Annotated in this window: 16 protein-coding genes; 14 read left to right on the plus strand and 2 right to left on the minus strand. The window is 70.8% G+C overall.

The features are described from left to right. Position 1: 1 nt before the first annotated feature. Entirely contained in the window at positions 2-826 is an 825-nt protein-coding gene (gene thiD, locus ACIBKY_RS34160) for a bifunctional hydroxymethylpyrimidine kinase/phosphomethylpyrimidine kinase (RefSeq protein WP_397103233.1), read from the plus strand. 81 nt (positions 827-907) lie between these two features. On the opposite strand, the gene rpmB is transcribed toward thiD, so the two are convergent. Continuing rightward, positions 908-1,093, minus strand: a complete 186-nt coding sequence (gene rpmB / locus ACIBKY_RS34165) for a 50S ribosomal protein L28 (RefSeq protein WP_049556934.1) — start codon at positions 1,091-1,093, stop codon at positions 908-910. 199 nt (positions 1,094-1,292) lie between these two features. Between rpmB and ACIBKY_RS34170 the strand changes: the two genes are divergently transcribed. The 8 genes from ACIBKY_RS34170 to mutM all read left to right on the plus strand — a co-directional run bounded on the left by ACIBKY_RS34170 (position 1,293) and on the right by mutM (position 9,391). Then, positions 1,293-2,837 (plus strand): DAK2 domain-containing protein, encoded by a 1,545-nt coding sequence (locus tag ACIBKY_RS34170; protein WP_397103235.1) that lies wholly within the window; start codon positions 1,293-1,295, stop codon positions 2,835-2,837. A gap of 52 nt (positions 2,838-2,889) precedes the next feature. Next, positions 2,890-5,106, plus strand: a complete 2,217-nt coding sequence (gene recG / locus ACIBKY_RS34175; RefSeq protein ID WP_397103590.1) for an ATP-dependent DNA helicase RecG — start codon at positions 2,890-2,892, stop codon at positions 5,104-5,106. 647 nt (positions 5,107-5,753) lie between these two features. Continuing rightward, a complete protein-coding gene (gene rsmD / locus ACIBKY_RS34180; RefSeq protein ID WP_397103237.1) occupies positions 5,754-6,320 on the plus strand; it encodes a 16S rRNA (guanine(966)-N(2))-methyltransferase RsmD in 567 nt (188 codons plus the stop codon). Positions 6,321-6,335: 15 nt separating this feature from the next. After that, positions 6,336-6,812 (plus strand): pantetheine-phosphate adenylyltransferase, encoded by a 477-nt coding sequence (gene coaD, locus ACIBKY_RS34185; protein ID WP_379612477.1) that lies wholly within the window; start codon positions 6,336-6,338, stop codon positions 6,810-6,812. A 72-nt stretch (positions 6,813-6,884) separates the two neighbouring features. Further along, positions 6,885-7,436 (plus strand): YceD family protein, encoded by a 552-nt coding sequence (locus ACIBKY_RS34190; protein WP_397103239.1) that lies wholly within the window; start codon positions 6,885-6,887, stop codon positions 7,434-7,436. Position 7,437: 1 nt separating this feature from the next. Continuing rightward, positions 7,438-7,617: a 50S ribosomal protein L32 gene (gene rpmF, locus ACIBKY_RS34195; protein ID WP_157250905.1), complete on the plus strand. Its 180-nt coding sequence runs from the start codon at positions 7,438-7,440 to the stop codon at positions 7,615-7,617. Between the two features lie 209 nt (positions 7,618-7,826). Beyond that, positions 7,827-8,546, plus strand: coding sequence for a ribonuclease III (gene rnc / locus ACIBKY_RS34200; protein WP_379612526.1), 720 nt, complete (start codon positions 7,827-7,829; stop codon positions 8,544-8,546). Between the two features lie 2 nt (positions 8,547-8,548). Beyond that, entirely contained in the window at positions 8,549-9,391 is an 843-nt protein-coding gene (mutM, locus tag ACIBKY_RS34205) for a bifunctional DNA-formamidopyrimidine glycosylase/DNA-(apurinic or apyrimidinic site) lyase (RefSeq protein WP_397103241.1), read from the plus strand. On the opposite strand, the gene ACIBKY_RS34210 is transcribed toward mutM, so the two are convergent. Beyond that, positions 9,339-10,418 carry an MFS transporter gene (locus ACIBKY_RS34210; protein WP_397103243.1) on the minus strand — a complete coding sequence of 360 codons (1,080 nt, stop codon included), beginning with the start codon at positions 10,416-10,418 and terminating at the stop codon, positions 9,339-9,341. The two genes, mutM and ACIBKY_RS34210, sit on opposite strands and share 53 nt — an antisense overlap. Positions 10,419-10,550: 132 nt before the next feature. On the opposite strand from ACIBKY_RS34210, the gene ACIBKY_RS34215 reads away from it, so the two are divergent. The 5 genes from ACIBKY_RS34215 to ftsY all read left to right on the plus strand — a co-directional run bounded on the left by ACIBKY_RS34215 (position 10,551) and on the right by ftsY (position 17,262). Further along, positions 10,551-11,468 (plus strand): LysR family transcriptional regulator, encoded by a 918-nt coding sequence (locus ACIBKY_RS34215; RefSeq protein WP_397103245.1) that lies wholly within the window; start codon positions 10,551-10,553, stop codon positions 11,466-11,468. Further along, positions 11,469-11,747 carry an acylphosphatase gene (locus tag ACIBKY_RS34220; RefSeq protein WP_184960384.1) on the plus strand — a complete coding sequence of 93 codons (279 nt, stop codon included), beginning with the start codon at positions 11,469-11,471 and terminating at the stop codon, positions 11,745-11,747. Between the two features lie 190 nt (positions 11,748-11,937). Beyond that, positions 11,938-12,132 carry a hypothetical protein gene (locus ACIBKY_RS34225; protein WP_157250910.1) on the plus strand — a complete coding sequence of 65 codons (195 nt, stop codon included), beginning with the start codon at positions 11,938-11,940 and terminating at the stop codon, positions 12,130-12,132. A gap of 219 nt (positions 12,133-12,351) precedes the next feature. Then, positions 12,352-16,029: a chromosome segregation protein SMC gene (smc, locus tag ACIBKY_RS34230; RefSeq protein ID WP_397103247.1), complete on the plus strand. Its 3,678-nt coding sequence runs from the start codon at positions 12,352-12,354 to the stop codon at positions 16,027-16,029. A gap of 54 nt (positions 16,030-16,083) precedes the next feature. Then, the gene (gene ftsY, locus ACIBKY_RS34235) at positions 16,084-17,262 is read left to right on the plus strand and encodes a signal recognition particle-docking protein FtsY (RefSeq protein WP_397103249.1); all 1,179 of its coding nucleotides are present in this window, start codon (positions 16,084-16,086) and stop codon (positions 17,260-17,262) included. Positions 17,263-17,275: the final 13 nt, after the last annotated feature.

Here is a 17,275-nt window from a genome sequence, read left to right on the forward strand (position 1 = left end):
GATGGGGGACATGACGGTTGTGACCCCTCCACGCGTCCTGACCGTCGCCGGATCCGACTCCGGCGGCGGTGCGGGCATCCAGGCCGATCTGAAGACCATGCTCGCCAACGGCGTGCACGGCATGAGCGTCATCGCCGCGGTCACCGCGCAGAACTCCCTGGGCGTCCAGGGCTACTGGGAGCTGCCGCCGGAGGCCGTACGCGCGCAGCTCGACTCCGTGCTGGGCGACATCGGCGCGCAGGCCGTCAAGACCGGCATGCTGGCCTCGCCCACGCTGGTCGAGCTGGTCGCCGAGGTGCTCGGCGCCTACGACGCGCCCGCGGTGGTGGACCCGGTCGGGGTCTCCAAGCACGGCGACACGCTGCTCATGCCCGAGGCCGTGGAGTCGCTCAAGACGCGGCTGCTGCCGGTGGCGACCGTGGTCACGCCCAACCTCTGGGAGGTCGAGCAGCTCACGTCGGTGAAGGTCGAGGACGAGGACGGCCTGCGCCGCGCCGCCGACGCGATCCTGGAGCTGGGGCCCACCTGGGCGCTCATCAAGGGCGGCCACCTGCCGGGCGAACCCGTTGACCTCCTGACCGACGGCACCGCCGAATACCTTTTCCGCGCCGAACGCCACGACAACCGCCACACCCACGGCACCGGCTGCACGCTGGCCTCCGCCATCGCCTCCCACCTGGCCCGGGGCGACGAGATGCCGGTCGCGGTGGCCAAGGCGAAGGAGTACGTGACCGGCGCCATCGCACGCGGCTTCCCGCTGGGCGGCGGCATCGGCCCGGTCGACCACGCATGGGAATGGCGCGCGCGGGCTACTTCAACGCGCTGACGGCCGGCCGGTCGCGGAGGACGGACATCACGAAAGCCCGGCGCTCTAGGGGTGCGCCGGGCTTTTGAGAGAAGAGTTGTGTCAGCGGGTGACCTTGCCCGCCTTGATGCACGAGGTGCACACGTTCAGCTTCTTCGGCGTGCCGCCGATGACCGCGCGAACCGTCTGGATGTTGGGGTTCCAACGACGACGGGTGCGGCGGTGCGAGTGGGACACGTTGTTGCCGAAGGTCGGCCCCTTGCGGCAGACATCGCAGACGGAAGCCACGGTATCGCTCCTTTAAAACAGTCGATGTAGCCCTGTCCGCTGATGCATTCCGGGCGGAGGGCATGCCGGGACAACCGGCTAGCCAGACGAGAATATCTGATCCGCACCAGTGGGCGCGAACTCAGCACTGGACGCCCCGGCGAACGGGGATATTCTCCTCCATTAACGGTAGCGCATTCAGGGAGGTCGGATCGCCCACATGCAGGTCTTGGAGCCGCCCGCGGTGCGGCGTTGGTCACGGCTGGCGGCGGACTCGCTGGGCCGGGCCAGAGCGGAGATCGACGCGCTCAACGTCTTCCCCGTCGCGGACGGTGACACGGGCACCAACCTGTACCTGACCATGCTGTCGGCAGCCGAGGCGGTCGAGTCGCTGCCCGACGACGTGGACGGGGCCGTGGTCTGGCAGACCCTCTCCTACGGCGCGATGGTCGGCGCCCGCGGCAACTCGGGCGTCATCGTCAGCCAGGCGCTGCGCGGGCTGGCCGAGGTGCTGAAGGGCGGCTCGGACCTGCGGACGGCGCTGGTCAGGGCGGCCGAGCTGGCCAGGCAGGCGGTGGCCAGGCCCGTCGAGGGGACCGTGCTCAGCGTGCTGTCGGCCGTGGCGGTAGCCGTACACGATCTGGACGGTGACCTCGAAGAGGTCGCCAGGCGGGCGGCGGGGCAGGCGCGCACGGCGCTCGGACGCACCCCCGAGCAGCTCGACGTGCTGGCGCGCAGCGGCGTGGTGGACGCGGGCGGAGCCGGGCTGGCGATCATCCTGGAGTCGCTGGAGGCGGTGATCACCGGCACCCACACGCGGCGCTTCGAGGTGCCCGCCCCGACCGGGCGCGTGACGCCGATGGCCGAGGTGGGCGCGGGCTACGAGGTGATGTACCTGCTCGACGCCGAGGACGAGGCGGTGGCCGGGCTGCGCGCCGAGCTCGACGCTATGGGCGACTCGCTGGTCGTGGTCGGCGGCGACGGGCTGTGGAACGTCCACGTGCATGTCGAGGAGGCCGGTCCGGCGATCGAGGCGGCGCTGAGGGCGGGACGCCCGCACCGGATCAGGGTGACCTACCTCGCCGAGCGTACGCACAGAGGCGGCGCGGGCAGGGGCGTGGTGGCGGTCGCGGCGGGCGACGGGATCGCGGCGCTGTTCGAGGAGTGCGGGGCCGTCGTGGTACGCCGCGAGCCCGGCACCAGCCCCTCCCTGCCCGAGATGCTGGCCGCGATCCGCGAGGCGGGTGGCGAGGTCACGGTGCTGCCGAACGACGAGAGCGTGGGCGACGTGGCCGCCGCCGCGGCGGAGATCGCCCGCGAGGACGGCGTCACCGTCAGCGTGCTGCCCACCAAGGCCACCGTGCAGGGGCTGGCGGCGCTGGCCGTCCACGACCCGCTGCGCCGCTTCGACGACGACGTGGTCGCGATGACCGACGCCGCCGGACACACCCGCCACGGCCACATCACCGTCGCCGACCGCGAGGCCGTCACCAGCGCGGGGCTGTGCCGTCCCGGCGACGTGCTTGGCCTGATCGACGGCGACGTCGTGCACATCGGCGCCGCGCTCGACGAGGTCGCCACGCTCGTCGTCGACCGGATGCTGGCGGGCGGCGGCGAGCTCGTGACCCTCGTCACGGGCAAGGACGCTCCGGTACGGCTCGCGCCGCACGTGGAGCGGCACCTGTCCACGTCGCGCCCCGACGCCGACCTGGTCGTCTACTCCGGCGGCCAGGGCGGCTACCCGCTGCTCATCGGCGTGGAATGATTCCTGTCGGTCACACGCGGTAGAACATATGACCGTGAGCGAACACAGCGCCATGGCTTCTTCCTCCTCCTCCGACGAAGGGGGCAGAAGAAGCCGATTCGACGAGCCGCTGGCCAAGGCGCTCGACCCGAAGACCGCCAAGCTCCTGCACGGCGTGCTCGGCCTGGAGACGGTGGGCGACCTGCTGCGCCACTATCCGCGCCGCTACGCCGAGCGCGGCGAGCTCACCTCTCTCGACATGCTGGAGGTCGACGAGCACGTCACCGTGGTCGGCGAGGTCACCCGCGCGATGCGCAAGCCCATGCGCAACCGCGGTGGCACCTGGCTGGAGGTCGAGGTCGTCGACGGCACCGGCAAGAAGATCTACCTGTCGTTCTTCGGCAAGGGCTCCCACGTGGCCGAGTCCCGCCTGAAGCCGGGCAGACGCGGCATGTTCGCCGGAAAGGTCGGCGCCTTCGGCTCCCGCGCCACCCCGCGCTGGCAGCTGACGCATCCCGAGTTCGAGCTGTTCGACGAGAGCGAGACCAGCGCGGAGGAGTTCTCCACCGCGCCGGTGCCGATCTACCCGGCGGGCAAGGACCTCACTCCCTGGGCGATCAGGCGCGCGATCGGCATCGTGCTCGACACGCTCGGCCCGCTCGACGACCCGCTGCCCGCCGACCTGCGCGCCCGACACGGCCTGGCCGATCTCGGCGACGCGCTGGTGGCCATCCACCGGCCGAAGGACTTCGGTGAGGTGTACCGGGCGCGTGACCGGCTGAAGTTCGACGAGGCGTTCGTGCTCCAGGCCGTGCTGCTGCAGCGCAGGCAGGCCGCGACCGCGTGGCCGGCCAAGCCGCGTCCGCGCAGTTCCGGTGGCATACTCGACGACTTCGACGCCCGCCTGCCGTTCTCCCTGACCGAGGGCCAGGCCGCGGTGGGCGAGGAGGTCGCCGCCGACCTCGCCCTGCCCCACCCGATGCACCGCCTGCTCCAGGGCGAGGTCGGCGCGGGCAAGACGGTGGTGGCGCTGCGCGCGATGCTCCAGGTCGTCGACGCGGGCGGCCAGGCCGTCCTGCTCGCCCCCACCGAAGTACTGGCCCAGCAGCACCATCGCTCCATCACCGCGATGCTCGGCGACCTCGCCGCCGGCGGCATGTTCGGCGGCACCGCGGTCACCCTGCTCACCGGCTCGATGGGCGCGGCGGCCCGCCGCGCGGCCCTTCTCGACGCCGCCTGCGGTACGGCCGGCATCGTCGTCGGCACGCACGCCCTGCTCCAGGAGCACGTGCAGTTCGCCGACTTGGGCCTGGTCGTCGTCGACGAGCAGCACCGCTTCGGCGTCGAGCAGCGCGACGCCCTGCGCGAGAAGGCCGGCGGCGGCAGACCCCACGTCCTGGTGATGACCGCCACCCCGATCCCGCGCACGGTCGCCATGACCGTCTTCGGCGACCTGGAGGTCTCCACGCTGTCGCAGCTCCCGTCGGGCCGCGCCCCGATCACCACCCACGTGGTTCCGGCGGCCGAGAAGCCACACTTCCTCGAACGCACCTGGCAGCGCGTGCGGGAGGAGGTCGGCCTGGGCCGCCAGGCGTACATCGTCTGCCCGCGCATCGGTGACCTGGAGGGCGACGAGGGCGACCTGGAGTCGGTGACGTCGTCCGACGAGGACCGGCGGCCACCGCTGGCGGTCCTGGAGGTGGCCGAGATGCTGGCCGGGGGCCCGCTGCACGGCCTGCGCCTGGAGGTGCTGCACGGAAAGCTGCCGCCGGAGGAGAAGGACGCGGTCATGCGCGCCTTCACCCGAGGCGAGGTCGACGTGCTGGTGGCCACGACGGTCATCGAAGTGGGCGTGGACGTGCCCAACTCCTCCGTCATGATCATCATGGACGCCGACCGGTTCGGCGTCTCCCAGCTCCACCAGCTCCGCGGCCGGGTCGGCAGAGGAGGTCTGCCCGGCCTGTGCCTCCTGGTGTCCGAGTTCCCCGAGGGCACCCCGGCCAGGGCCCGCCTGGACGCGGTCGCCTCGACCCTGGACGGCTTCGAACTGTCCCGCGTCGACCTGGAACAACGCCGTGAGGGCGACGTCCTGGGCGCGGCTCAGTCCGGAAAGCGCTCTTCGCTGAAGATGCTGCAGTTGCTACGCGACGAGGACGTCATCGAAACCGCCCGAGCCGAGGCGGCCGCCTTCCTGGAAAAGGACCCCGCCCTGACCTCCCACGAGGGCCTACGAGCCGAAATAGCCCGCCTCCTGGCCGACGAAAAAGCCACCTACCTCGAAAAGACCTAACCCCACCCAGCACCCGGACATCACCCCACAGCCCTGGACCACCCCGACCCCGGGCGCGGGCCACAGAAGCCCCGCCACCGGGTCCCCGACAGCCAGGGGCGCTCGGGTGCCGGGTCGCCCGGTGCGGGGCCGTGGTGCGGGACTCGGGGCGCGCGGCGGGACACCACCGAGGTTTGTGGCGCCGGGCGGTGGGGTGGTGTGCGGTGGGGCTCGGCGCCCTTGGCAGGTGGCCGGGGTGGGGCACGGTGGCCGGGTCACGTATCGCCGTTGCGGCGGGGACCACGTGCGACGTGAGAAGCGATCACCACGATCGGCGGACACCCACGACGGCGGGTGGCGGTAACCCGGCTTGCCGTAACGGCGAAAGGGCGTGAAAGAAAACCTGCAGAAAGGGAAACAAGGCCCAGCGGCGGGGACGGCCTCCCCCCGAATGCCGTCCCCGGCTGGGCCCACCCTCGGGTCAGGTGCCGAGGGATCCGGCGTGCGGAAGGGCTCACGATCACGCCGGTCGGCCTCCATTTGGGTCACCTCGAAGGCCGCAGTCATCATCATGCGGGCCCGCCCGCCCCAAGGGAACGACCCTTGCGCAGTCGAGGCCGACACTTGTCCACTCTTGACCTGCGGTGACATGGGGGACAATGGCCCTCATGACTCGGATCATCGCGGGGAGCGCGGGTGGGCGTCGGCTGGCGGTTCCGCCGGGGCGCGGGACGCGACCTACCAGCGACAGGGCAAGGGAAGGGATCTTCTCTACCCTCGGTTCACTTCACTGGCTGGACGGGGCGCGGGTGATGGATCTGTTCGCGGGTTCCGGGGCGGTCGGGCTGGAGGCTTTGTCACGCGGGGCCGTCCACGCGCTGCTGGTGGAGTCGGACGCGAAGGCGGCTCGGACGATCAGGGCGAACGCCGCGGCGCTCGGGCTGGACGGCGCTCTGGTGGTGCACGACCGGGTGGAGCGGGTGCTGGCCAAGCCGGGGGAGGAGCCTTATGACGTGGTGTTCGCGGATCCGCCCTATGCGGTCGCCGATGACGAGGTTCTGGAGGTTCTGGCCCGGCTCAGGGACAACGGCTGGCTCGCGGAGGACGCCCTGATCGCGGTTGAACGCGAGAGCAGGGGAAATGCCCTGGTATGGCCGGAAGGCTACGTTGAGGAGAGGGTCCGTCGATATGGCGAAGCGTCCGTTTGGTACGGTCGCGCCGCCAGGGACCCGTAAGCCTGGGAGGGCATCTTGCGGCGCGTTGTCTGCCCGGGGTCGTTCGACCCCATCACCAACGGTCATCTCGACATCATCGGCCGGTCCGCCCGGCTCTACGACGAGGTGACCGTCGCGGTGCTCATCAACATCGAGAAGAGCAGCCTGTTCACGGTCGACGAGCGAATCGACGTCCTGCAGACCGTGACCAAGGAGTATCCGAACGTCAAGGTGCGGAAGTTTCACGGCCTGCTGGTCGACTTCTGCAAGGAGAACGACATCCCCGCGATCGTCAAGGGCATCCGGGTGGTCAGCGACTTCGACTACGAGCTGCAGATGGCGCAGCTCAACTATCGCCTGTCCGGGGTCGAGACGCTGTTCATGCCGACCAACCCCGAGTACTCTTTCCTCTCGTCCAGCAGGGTCAAGGAGATCGCCCGCTACGGCGGGGACGTGTCCGGCCTGGTCCCGGATCTGGTGCACAAGCTGCTCATCGAGCGGCTCAGGGGCTGACCAGGGCCTGGTATTCTTTCTATTCGGCCTTGTACGACGGCGATCGTTTCGCCATGCCTAGCGAGAGCAAGGATGACTCAGCACCTCGACCCCCGCTCCCCATGGGTGATCTCCACCCACGACCTGGGCAAGCGACCGGGCACGATGCTGGAGCGCCGGCTCTCGCTTCCGGCACCGGCGGATCTCGGCGTCGACATGATCGGTGTCCCCAAGGACGCCGAAGTCGAGCTGGATCTCCGGTTCGAAGCAGTGATGGAAGGCGTGCTCGTCAGTGGCACGGCGCGGGCCCCGCTGGCCGGGGAATGCGCCCGCTGTCTCGACCCGATCTCCTCGGGCATCGAGGTGGCGCTGCAGGAGCTGTTCTTCTACTCCGACGAGGACGCCTCGGAGGAGGATTCGCTGCTCGACGGTGAGCTGCTCGACCTCGAGCCGACGTTCCGCGACGCGGCGGTGCTCGCACTGCCGTTGAGCCCCATGTGCGGTGACGACTGCCAGGGACTCTGCGTGGAGTGCGGGGTCAGGCTGGCCGACGCCGGCCCGGACCACCGGCACGAGAAGATCGACGTCCGCTGGGCGTCGTTGCAAGGTCTGGTTACCGAGAACGATAACGATCAGGAGAAGTGACGTGGCCGTCCCGAAGCGAAAGATGTCGCGGAGCAACACCCGCGCCCGTCGCTCCCAGTGGAAGACGACTGCTGTCGCGCTGGTGAGCTGCCCGCAGTGCCGTTCGCCGAAGCAGCCGCACATCGCCTGCCCGAGCTGCGGTACGTACAACCGCCGTCAGGTCATCGAGCCGTCTGCCTGATTCGCAGAGTTGACGTGATGCCGACCGGGTGCAATTGTGCCCCGGTCGGCGTTAACGTCTGAGATGCGTGCGGTGGCGGTTCGCCCGCGGCCGTGGTGGACGCCGGGACACCATCCCCGACGCCCACCACGTTTTCGGGCATCTTCCACAGCCATCGCGCCATGTGAAGGTGTCCGAGGAGGAAACACGTGGGCGCAGGTCCTAAGCCGGTGGCCGTGGAGGTCGCCAGAGACGAACTGGAACGAGTCCTTTCCGCGCGACTCGCTTCCGACATCCTTGAGCGGGCGCTGACGCACCGCTCCTACGCGTACGAGAACGGCGGCCTGCCCACCAACGAGCGCCTGGAGTTCCTGGGCGACTCGGTGCTGGGCCTGGTCGTCACCGATACGCTCTACCGCAACCACCCCGATCTGCCCGAGGGCCAGCTGGCCAAGCTGCGGGCCGCGGTGGTCAACATGCGCGCGCTGGCCGACGTGGCCAGGTCCCTGGGCCTGGGCCGCTTCCTTCGCCTCGGCAGGGGCGAGGAGGGCACCGGCGGGCGCGACAAGTCGTCCATCCTGGCCGACACGCTGGAGGCGCTGATCGGCGCGATCTACGTGGACAAGGGCCTGGAAGAGGCCTTCCGCGTCGTGCACGTGCTGTTCGATCCGCTGATCGTGCGCTCGGCCTCGCTGGGCGCCGGCCTCGACTGGAAGACCTCGTTGCAGGAGCTGACCGCCTCGGAGGCACTCGGCGTGCCCGAGTACCACGTCGAGGAGAGCGGCCCCGACCACGCCAAGTCGTTCACCGCGGTGGTGCGCGTGGGCGGCGAGTCCTACGGCTCGGGCACCGGCCGGAGCAAGAAGGAGGCCGAGCAGCAGGCGGCCGAGGCGGCCTGGACCCGCATCAGGGCGCGTCGCGAGCAGCGCGAGAGTCAGCCGGCCGGTTAGGGATGCCAGAACTGCCCGAGGTCGAGGTCGTCCGCCGCGGCCTCGCGGAATGGGTCACCGGGCGGGAGATCGCCGAGGCCGAGGTGTTGCATCCTCGCGCCGTCCGGCGGCACCTGCCCGGGGCCGACGAGTTCGCCTCGCGGCTGAAGGGCCGCACGATCGTCTCGGCCGAGCGCCGCGGCAAGTACCTGTGGCTGCCGCTCGGCCCCGGCGACGCGCTCATGGCCCACCTGGGGATGAGCGGCCAGCTGCTCGTGGTGCGGCCGGACTCGCCGCTGGAGAAGCATCTGCGCGTACGGCTGCGCTTCGCCGACGGCGGCCCTGACCTGCGCTTCGTCGACCAGCGCACGTTCGGGCACGTCATGGTCACGCCGATGGCCGGCGGAGTCCCCGAGCCGATCGCGCACATCGCGCCCGACCCGTTCGAGGACTCCTTCGCCGACGAGGTCTTCGCCCGCAAGCTGAAGGCGAAGAACACCGAGGTCAAGCGGGCGCTGCTCGACCAGTCGCTGATCAGCGGCGTCGGCAACATCTACGCCGACGAGGCGCTGTGGCTGGCCAAGCTCCATTGGGCCCGCTCGACCAGGACCCTCACCCAGCCGAAGATCACCGAGCTGCTCGCCGGGGTGCGCGCGGTCATGAGCTCCGCCCTGGCGCAGGGCGGGACGTCCTTCGACAGCCTCTACGTCAACGTCAACGGCGAGAGCGGCTACTTCGAGCGCTCCCTGGAGGCCTACGGCAGGCGCGACCTGCCCTGCTCGCGGTGCGGCACCCCGATCAGGCGTGACCCGTTCATGAACCGCTCGTCCTACTCCTGCCCGACGTGCCAGCGAAAGCCGCGCTGAGCACGGCCATCACCGCCGCGAACCACAGCACGGCCGACAGCGACACGCCGTCCACGATCCGCCCGCCGACCAGGGCGCCGGCGGCGATGGTGGCGTTGAACACCGACGACACCCAGGCCATACCGGACTCGCCGCCGCCCGCCTTGATCATCCAGAGCTGGCTGGTGACGGAGACGCCGCCGTAGGCCAGGCCCCACAGCACGACCAGCGCGAGCGGGCCGCCCGTCAGGGGCAGCGCCGCGGTGGCCATGGCGACGAGCAGGCTCAGCGTGATGATCACCTGCTTGGGCCGCGTGGCGGCGAGCGCCCCCGCGGCGAAGTTGCCGGCCACGCCGGCCAGGCCGTAGGCGAGGAGGGCGAGGCTGATGTTGGCGCCGCTCTGCTCCAGGAAGGGCCGGACATAGGTGTACGCGCCGAAGTGGCCGATCACGAGTACTCCGATGACGATGAGCACGGCCCGCATGCCGGGGTCGCGCCAGACGCCGCCCAGGCTCACGGTGCTCTCGGCGGGCAGCGGTGGCAGCAGGGCCAGGAGCGCCGCGGTGACGGCCAGGGCGAGTAGCGCCATCACCCCGAACGCCCAGCGCCAGCCGGCCATGGAGGCGATCAGCGTGCCCGTGGGGACGCCGAGCACGGAGGCCACGGAGACGCCACCCGCGACCATGGCGGTGGCCCGGCCCACGGAGCCCGGCGGCACCAGCCGTACGGCGAGGCTCGCGGCGAAGGCCCAGTAGCCGCCGATGCTCACGCCGGTCACCACCCGGGCCGCCATCATCACCGTGAAGTTGGGCGCGAGCGCCGCCACCAGGTTCGACAGCACCAGCAGCGCCATGAGCCCGGCCAGCAGCATGCGCCGGTCGAGCCCGCGCACGCTCATGGCCAGCACGGGCGCGGCCACCGCGGCGACCAGGCCGGGCGCCGACATGGTCAGCCCGGCGACGCCGGTGGATACTCCCATCGCGCCGCTGATCGGCGTCAGCAGCCCGATGGGCATCATCTCGCTGGTCACCACGATGAAAATGCCCACGGCTGTGGTGAAGATGGCGGGCCAATATGCCCGGGATGTGTCAATCGTCGTCATGGTCCAACCCTGTGAACGAGCGCACGCGGGAACAATGCCGAAGATCGAATCCTTGGTTTAGCTGGACTAAGGGGTGCCATGGAGTTCAGACAGCTGGAGACGTTCGTCGTGGTGAGCGAGGAGCTCCATTTCGCCAAGGCCGCCGAGCGGCTGTATCTGTCTCCCGGCCGGGTCAGCCAGATCGTCCGCTCGCTGGAGGACTCGATCGGCGCCCGGCTCTTCGAGCGGACGAGCCGCCGGGTCCGGCTGACCCCGCTGGGCGAGCGCTTCCTCGCCGACGTACGCCCCGCCTACGAGGGGCTGCACGGCGCGGTGAACCGCGCCAGATCGGCCGCCAGGAGCGTGTACGGCGTGCTGCGGGTCGGATTCCTCAGCACGCCGGGCGAGGCCGTCACCGGGGCGGTGCGCGCCTTCGAGCGCCGTTTCCCCGAGTGCGCGGTCGAACTGGTCGAGGTCCCGCTGTCCGATCCGTTCGGCAAGGTACGCGAGGGTGTGGTGGATCTCACGTTCACGCTGCTTCCGGTCGCCGAGCCCGATCTGGAGACGAGCGTGGCGCTGAACCGGGTGCCGTTGAAGCTGGCCCTGTCACCGGCGCATCCGCTGGCCGGACGCGTGTCCATCGACGCCGAGGAACTGGCCGGCGTGCCGCTGGTCGGGGTGGAGGGCCCGGCGCCCCAGCGCTGGAGGGAGCTGACGGCCCCGGTGACGACGCCCAGCGGCCTGCCCATCCCGTCGGCCGGAGCGGTTTCCACGAGCCAGGAGGGCCTGACCGAGGTCGCGCTGAACCGCGGAAGCATGTTGTTCTGCACCCCGACGGCGGCCTATCTGGGACGCGACGACGTCACGTTCGTGCCGGTCACGGGCCTGCCGGATTCGGTGCTCGGCCTCGTGTGGCAGCGTACGAGGCGCACGGCGGCGGTGACCGCGTTCGCCGAGGTGGCTGCCGACCGAAATGCCGGAGAAGTGGCAGTAAATCTACAGAGAGTGACCGGATGAATGGGCGATGACACGCGGCTGACGGCCTGGGTAAGGGGTCGTGTCCAGGGTGTCGGCTTCCGCTGGTGGACCCGTGCGCGGGCGCTTGAGCTGGGGCTGGCCGGGTGGGCGCGCAACATGGACGACGGCCGGGTGGAGGTCGTCGCGGAGGGGTCCAGGGAGTCCTGCGTCAAGCTGCTTGAGCTGCTGCGAGGTTGCGACACGCCGGGCAAGGTGACGGGAGTAGTGGAACGGTGGAGCGAACCCCGAGGTAGTTTGGTTGGGTTTATGGAGAGGTAGACCCTTTCGTTAAACCCCCCAAATAGGGTATATTTGTATGTCGGGAGTGCCCATCGGTGCGTCTCTGCGGTGCGTTCGACTTGACCGCCCACACTGCCGGTGCGACTCTTGTTAGGTACCACGCGCACCCCTCCCGCGGAATAGAAGTGCGCGAACCAGTCTGGTCACTCAGCGTGGAGGACCCTTAACCATGGCGAAGGCTCTACTAGGCCACGTCGGCGGTCCTGACCCTCGGATGGTCTCGGAGATGCGCCGCCTGCAACAGCGTATTCGGGATCTGGAGGCAGAACTCATCCGGCTCCAGGCCCAGAATGACGCTCTTGCGGCGCAGACCCGTGATGAGGCACGGGGCCGTATGCAGGAGCGCGAGCCGGCACTCACCTGAGTGGTCGGACCGCTACATCCAGGGACGTCTCGGAGAGGCGTCCCTTGCTATTTGTCCACCTTTCTGAAGATGTTCACGTTGGTGGTCCGCGAGTGTGCAGACACGCGCGGATAACCGCCCTCACCCGCCTTGCCGTATCGCAGACTGGTTCTTAGCACGAGCCCAAGGGCAGAGACCAGTAGGCTTTCCGGAACGCGGTCGACGGGAGGGGGTCATCAGGTGTACCTGAAGACCCTCACCCTGCGTGGGTTCAAGTCGTTCGCCTCGGCCACCGCACTGCGTTTCGAACCGGGGATCACCTGTGTCGTCGGGCCCAACGGGTCCGGCAAGTCCAACGTCGTCGACGCCCTCGCCTGGGTCATGGGCGAGCACAGCGCCAAGTCGCTGCGCGGCGGCAAGATGGAGGACGTGATCTTCGCCGGCACGTCCAGCCGGCCGCCACTCGGCCGGGCCGAGGTCACGCTGACGATCGACAACTCCGACGGCGCGCTGCCGATCGACTACACCGAGGTGACGATCAGCCGCCTGATGTTCAGGAGCGGCCAGTCCGAGTACGCCATCAACGGCGACACGTGCCGCCTGCTCGACATCCAGGAGCTGCTGTCCGACTCGGGCATCGGCAGGGAGATGCACGTCATCGTCGGCCAGGGGCAGCTCGACGCCGTGCTCCACGCGGGCCCCGAGGACCGCCGCGCCTTCATCGAAGAGGCCGCGGGCGTGCTCAAGCACCGCAAGCGCAAGGAAAAGGCGCTGCGCAAGCTCGACGCGATGCAGGCCAACCTCACCCGGGTCCAGGACCTCGCCACCGAACTGCGCCGCCAGCTCAAGCCGCTGGGCCGCCAGGCCGAGATCGCCCGCAAGGCCGCCGTCATCCAGGCCGACCTGCGTGACGCCCGGCTGCGGCTGCTGGCCGACGACGTCGGCATCCTGCGCGACACGCTGCGCAGGGAGGCGGCCGACGAGGCGGCGATCCAGGCCCGCCGTACCCAGGTCGAGACCGAGCTGGCGCAGGGCCAGGAGCGCGAGGCCGCCCTGGAGGAGGCCGAGGCGCAGGCCCAGCCGCGGCTGTCGGCCGCGCAGGAGACCTTCTTCCGGCTGTCCTCGCTGCGCGAGCGCACCTCGGGCCTGGAGCAGCTCGCTGCGGAACGTCACCGCCACGCCGTCGACGCCGCCGCCATCGAACGGCGCGGCCGCGACCCCGAGGAGCTCGAACGCGAGGCCGCCGAGGCACGCGAGCAGGAGCTCATTCTCAACGCCGAGCTGGAGCACGCCCAGGAGCTGCTGGAGGAGGCCGTCCAGCGCCGGGCCGAGGCCGAGGCCGAGCTGAGCGGCGAGGAGCAGCGGCTGGCCATGGCCGCCCGCGCCCAGGCCGACCGCCGCGAGGGCCTGGCCAGGCTGCGCGGCAAGGTCGACTCGGCGCGCAGCCGCGCCCGCGCCGCCGACGAGGAGATCGGCCGCCTGGCCCAGGGCGTCTTCGACGCCGCCGAACGCGAGCGCGCCGGCCGGATGGAGCTTGAGGAGCAGCAGCGCGCCGAGCCCGCCGCCGACCCGGCGCTCGCCGAGGAGCTGGACACCGCGCAGGCGCTGGTCGAGGAGGCCAAGGCGGTCGCCGACGAGGCTCGCGCCGCCGCGGAGGAGTCCAGGTCGGGGCTCGACGTCCCGCGCGCGGCCCTGCAGGCCGCGAAATCCGCCGTGGGTACGGCCCGCACCGCCGACCAGCAGGCCCAGCGCGCGGTGGCCGGCCTCCAGGCCCGGCGCGAAGCCCTCGAACTCGGCCTGAGCAAGGGCGCCGACGGCGGCGCCGCGCTGCTGGAGGCCGACCTGGCGGGAGTCCTGGGCCCGCTGGCCACCGAGCTGACCGTGGCGCCCGGCGCCGAACTGGCCGTCGCCGCCGTTCTGGGCCCGGTGGCCGAGGCGATCGCGGTGAAGTCGCTCGACACGGCGGTGGAGGCCTTCGAGCTCCTGCGCGCCGGTGACGGCGGCCACGCGACCATCCTGATCGCGGGCGAGGGCCGCGCCGGGTCCCGGCCCGCCCTCGACGCACGGGGTGTCTGGGCCGCCGATCTGGTGACCGTTCCCGACCACCTCAGAGCCGCCGTCGACCACGTGCTGACCGGCGTCGTCGTGGTCGACGACCTGCCCGGGGCGAAGGAGCTGGTCGAGCGGCGGCCCGAGCTCAGGGCCGTGACCAGGCAGGGCGACCTGGTGGGAGTCCACCTGGCGGGCGGCGGCGCGGTGGGCGGTTCGTCCGTCCTGCAGATGCGCTCCGCCCTCGACCAGGCCACCGCCGACCTCGACGCCGCCCAGATCACCGCCGAGCGCGGCGCCGCGGGCTTCGAGGCCGCCGTCGAGGCAGAGCACGAGGCCCAGGCCCAGCTCGAAGCCGCCCAGGCCCGCCTCACCGAGGCCCAGACCGCCGTCAGCACCGCCCAGTCCGGCCTCAGCGCCGCCCAGGGCACGCTCGACCAGGTCAGGGGCAGGCAGCGTGAGGCCGACCAGCGCAACGCCGCCGCCGCCAAGCGCCTGGCCCAGCTGGAGGCCGCCGCCCAGGCCGCCGCCGCCGAGGCCGCCCGCCTGGCCCGGAGCGTGACCACCGCCGAGGAGGCGCGGGCCGAGGCGCTGGAAGAGGTGGCCGAGCTGGAGATCCGGCTGGCCGAGGCGGAGTACGCGAGCGAGCTGGAGTCCGAGCCCACCACCGACACCCGCGACGAACTGGCCGAGGCCACCAACCTGGCCAGGCAGCGCGAGATGGAGACCCGCCTGCAGGTCCGCACCGCGGAGGAGCGGGTCAAGGGCATCGAGGGCAGGGCCGACGGCCTGGTGCGGGCCGCGGAGCGCGAGCGTCAGGAGCGGGCCCAGGCCGCCGCGCAGCGGGCCAGGCGCCGCAGGCAGGCCGTCGTGGCAGAGGCCGTGGCCAAGGGCGCCAAGCGGGTGCTCGGGGCGCTGGCCGGCTCGATCGAGCGGGCCTCGCGCGAACGCGACGAGGCGGACCTGGCCAGGGTGGCGATCGACGCGGAGCTGAAGCAGGTACGCCTGCGCGTACGCGAGCTGTCGCAGGAGCTCGACAAGCTGGTCAACCGGGTGCACGGCAGCGAGGTGGCCCGAACCGAGCAGCGGCTCCGGCTGGAGCAGATGGAGCAGCGGGCGCTCGACGAGTTCGGCGTGGAGGCCGAGTCGCTGATCTCCGAGTACGGCCCGGCCGTTCCGGTCCCCGGGGACCCGCCCATGCCGTACGTCCGGGAGGAGCAGGAGAAGCGCGCCCGGATCGCCGAGAAGCAGATGAACCAGCTCGGCAAGGTCAACCCGCTGGCGCTGGAGGAGTTCGCGGCGCTGGAGGAGCGTCACGCCTTCCTCAACAGCCAGCTCGAAGACCTCAGGAAGACCAGGCGTGAGCTGATGACCGTCGTCCAGGAGGTCGACAACCGGGTCGAGGCGATGTTCTCCTCCGCCTACGAGGACGTGGCCCGCGAGTTCGAGCAGATCTTCACGAGGGTGTTCCCGGGCGGCGACGGACGGCTCGTGCTCACCGACCCCGCCGACATGCTGACGACCGGCATCGAGGTCGAGGCCAGGCCGCCGGGCAAGAAGGTCAAGCGGCTGTCGCTGCTGTCGGGCGGTGAGCGGTCGCTGACGGCGGTGGCGTTCCTGATCTCCATCTTCAAGGCGCGGCCGTCGCCGTTCTATGTGATGGACGAGGTCGAGGCGGCGCTCGACGACACCAACACGCAGCGGCTGCTGACGCTTTTCGAGGAATTGCGGCAGAGTTCACAGCTGATCGTCATCACGCACAACAAGCGCACGATGGAGATCGCCGACGCTCTGTACGGCGTGTCCATGCGCGGTGACGGCGTCACCCAGGTCGTCAGCCAGCGCCTGCGGGAGCGCGAACCGGCCTGACGCGCACGCTCCCCGGGCGCGAGCATGCGGGCTGATCTGGAAAACTGACTTGTTGTGGATGGTTACCTGGGCATCATCGTGATCGTGGTCGTCGTCGCCCTGCTGGCGGCCGGCGGCCTCTTCCTGCTGTTCAGGCCGGGTGGCAAGGGTGCGCCGCCGGTCGAGCCGCCGGCGACGATCCCGCTTCCCGACGAGAAGGAGAAGCGGCCCGCAGGGGGTGGTGAGGAGTCCGAGGGCGCCACCACCACCGTTCCGCCGCCCGCTCCCGCTGTCGAGGTCAAGCCCCAGCCCGAGGTCGAGGTGCCGCCGCCGTCGGCCGGCCGCATGGTGCGGCTGCGCTCGCGGCTGGCCCGCTCGCAGAGCGCGTTCGGCCGCGGCCTGCTGGAGCTGCTGTCGCGCGACCGTCTCGACGACGAGGTGTGGGACGAGATCGAGGAGAGCCTGATCACCGCCGACGTCGGCGTCGCGCCGACGCAGGTGATGGTCGAGGAGCTGAAGACCAAGGTCAAGGTGCTCGGCAGCCGGACGCCGAACGAGGTGCGCGGTCTGCTGCGCGAGCAGTTGCTGGCGCAGGTCAACCCCGACCTGGACCGCACGCTGCACATCGCCAAGCACGGCGAACGGCCCGCGGTGGTGCTCGTGGTCGGCGTCAACGGCACCGGCAAGACCACCACCACCGGCAAGCTGGCCCGCTCGCTGGTGGGCGACGGCAAGAAGGTCGTGCTCGGCGCCGCCGACACCTTCCGCGCCGCCGCCGCCGACCAGTTGCAGACCTGGGGCGACCGGGTGGGCGCCGAGGTCGTGCGCGGCCCGGAGGGCGGCGACCCGGCGTCGGTCGCCTTCGACGCGACGGCCAAGGGCATGGCGGAGAAGGCGGACGTCGTGATCGTCGACACCGCGGGCCGCCTGCACACCAAGACCGGCCTCATGGACGAGCTGGGCAAGGTCAAGCGCGTCATCGAGAAGAAGGCCACGGTCGACGAGGTCCTGCTCGTGCTCGACGCCACGACCGGCCAGAACGGCATGCGGCAGGCCCAGGTGTTCGCCGAGGTGGTCAACATCACGGGCATCGCGCTGACCAAGCTCGACGGCACGGCCAAGGGCGGCATCGTGATCTCGGTGCAGCGTGAGCTGGGCGTGCCGGTCAAGCTGGTGGGTCTGGGCGAGGGGGCGGACGACCTGGCGCCGTTCGATCCGGAGGTCTTCGTCGACGCGATCTTGGGTGACGACTGAGGCTTTTGGTGGG

This window comes from Nonomuraea sp. NPDC050394, from assembly GCF_044459065.1.
Classification (GTDB): Bacteria; Actinomycetota; Actinomycetes; order Streptosporangiales; family Streptosporangiaceae; genus Nonomuraea.

Bases quoted from the DNA above. Each gene is read 5' to 3' on its own strand.
- ACIBKY_RS34220 (WP_184960384.1), top strand. From the start codon at position 11,469: ATGGGCGATGACACGCGGCTGACGGCCTGGGTAAGGGGTCGTGTCCAG.
- ACIBKY_RS34190 (WP_397103239.1), top strand. From the start codon at position 6,885: ATGACTCAGCACCTCGACCCCCGCTCCCCATGGGTGATCTCCACCCAC.
- recG (WP_397103590.1), top strand. From the start codon at position 2,890: ATGGCTTCTTCCTCCTCCTCCGACGAAGGGGGCAGAAGAAGCCGATTC.
- mutM (WP_397103241.1), top strand. From the start codon at position 8,549: ATGCCAGAACTGCCCGAGGTCGAGGTCGTCCGCCGCGGCCTCGCGGAA.
- ACIBKY_RS34215 (WP_397103245.1), top strand. From the start codon at position 10,551: ATGGAGTTCAGACAGCTGGAGACGTTCGTCGTGGTGAGCGAGGAGCTC.
- rsmD (WP_397103237.1), top strand. From the start codon at position 5,754: ATGACTCGGATCATCGCGGGGAGCGCGGGTGGGCGTCGGCTGGCGGTT.
- ACIBKY_RS34225 (WP_157250910.1), top strand. From the start codon at position 11,938: ATGGCGAAGGCTCTACTAGGCCACGTCGGCGGTCCTGACCCTCGGATG.
- thiD (WP_397103233.1), top strand. From the start codon at position 2: ATGGGGGACATGACGGTTGTGACCCCTCCACGCGTCCTGACCGTCGCC.
- ACIBKY_RS34170 (WP_397103235.1), top strand. From the start codon at position 1,293: ATGCAGGTCTTGGAGCCGCCCGCGGTGCGGCGTTGGTCACGGCTGGCG.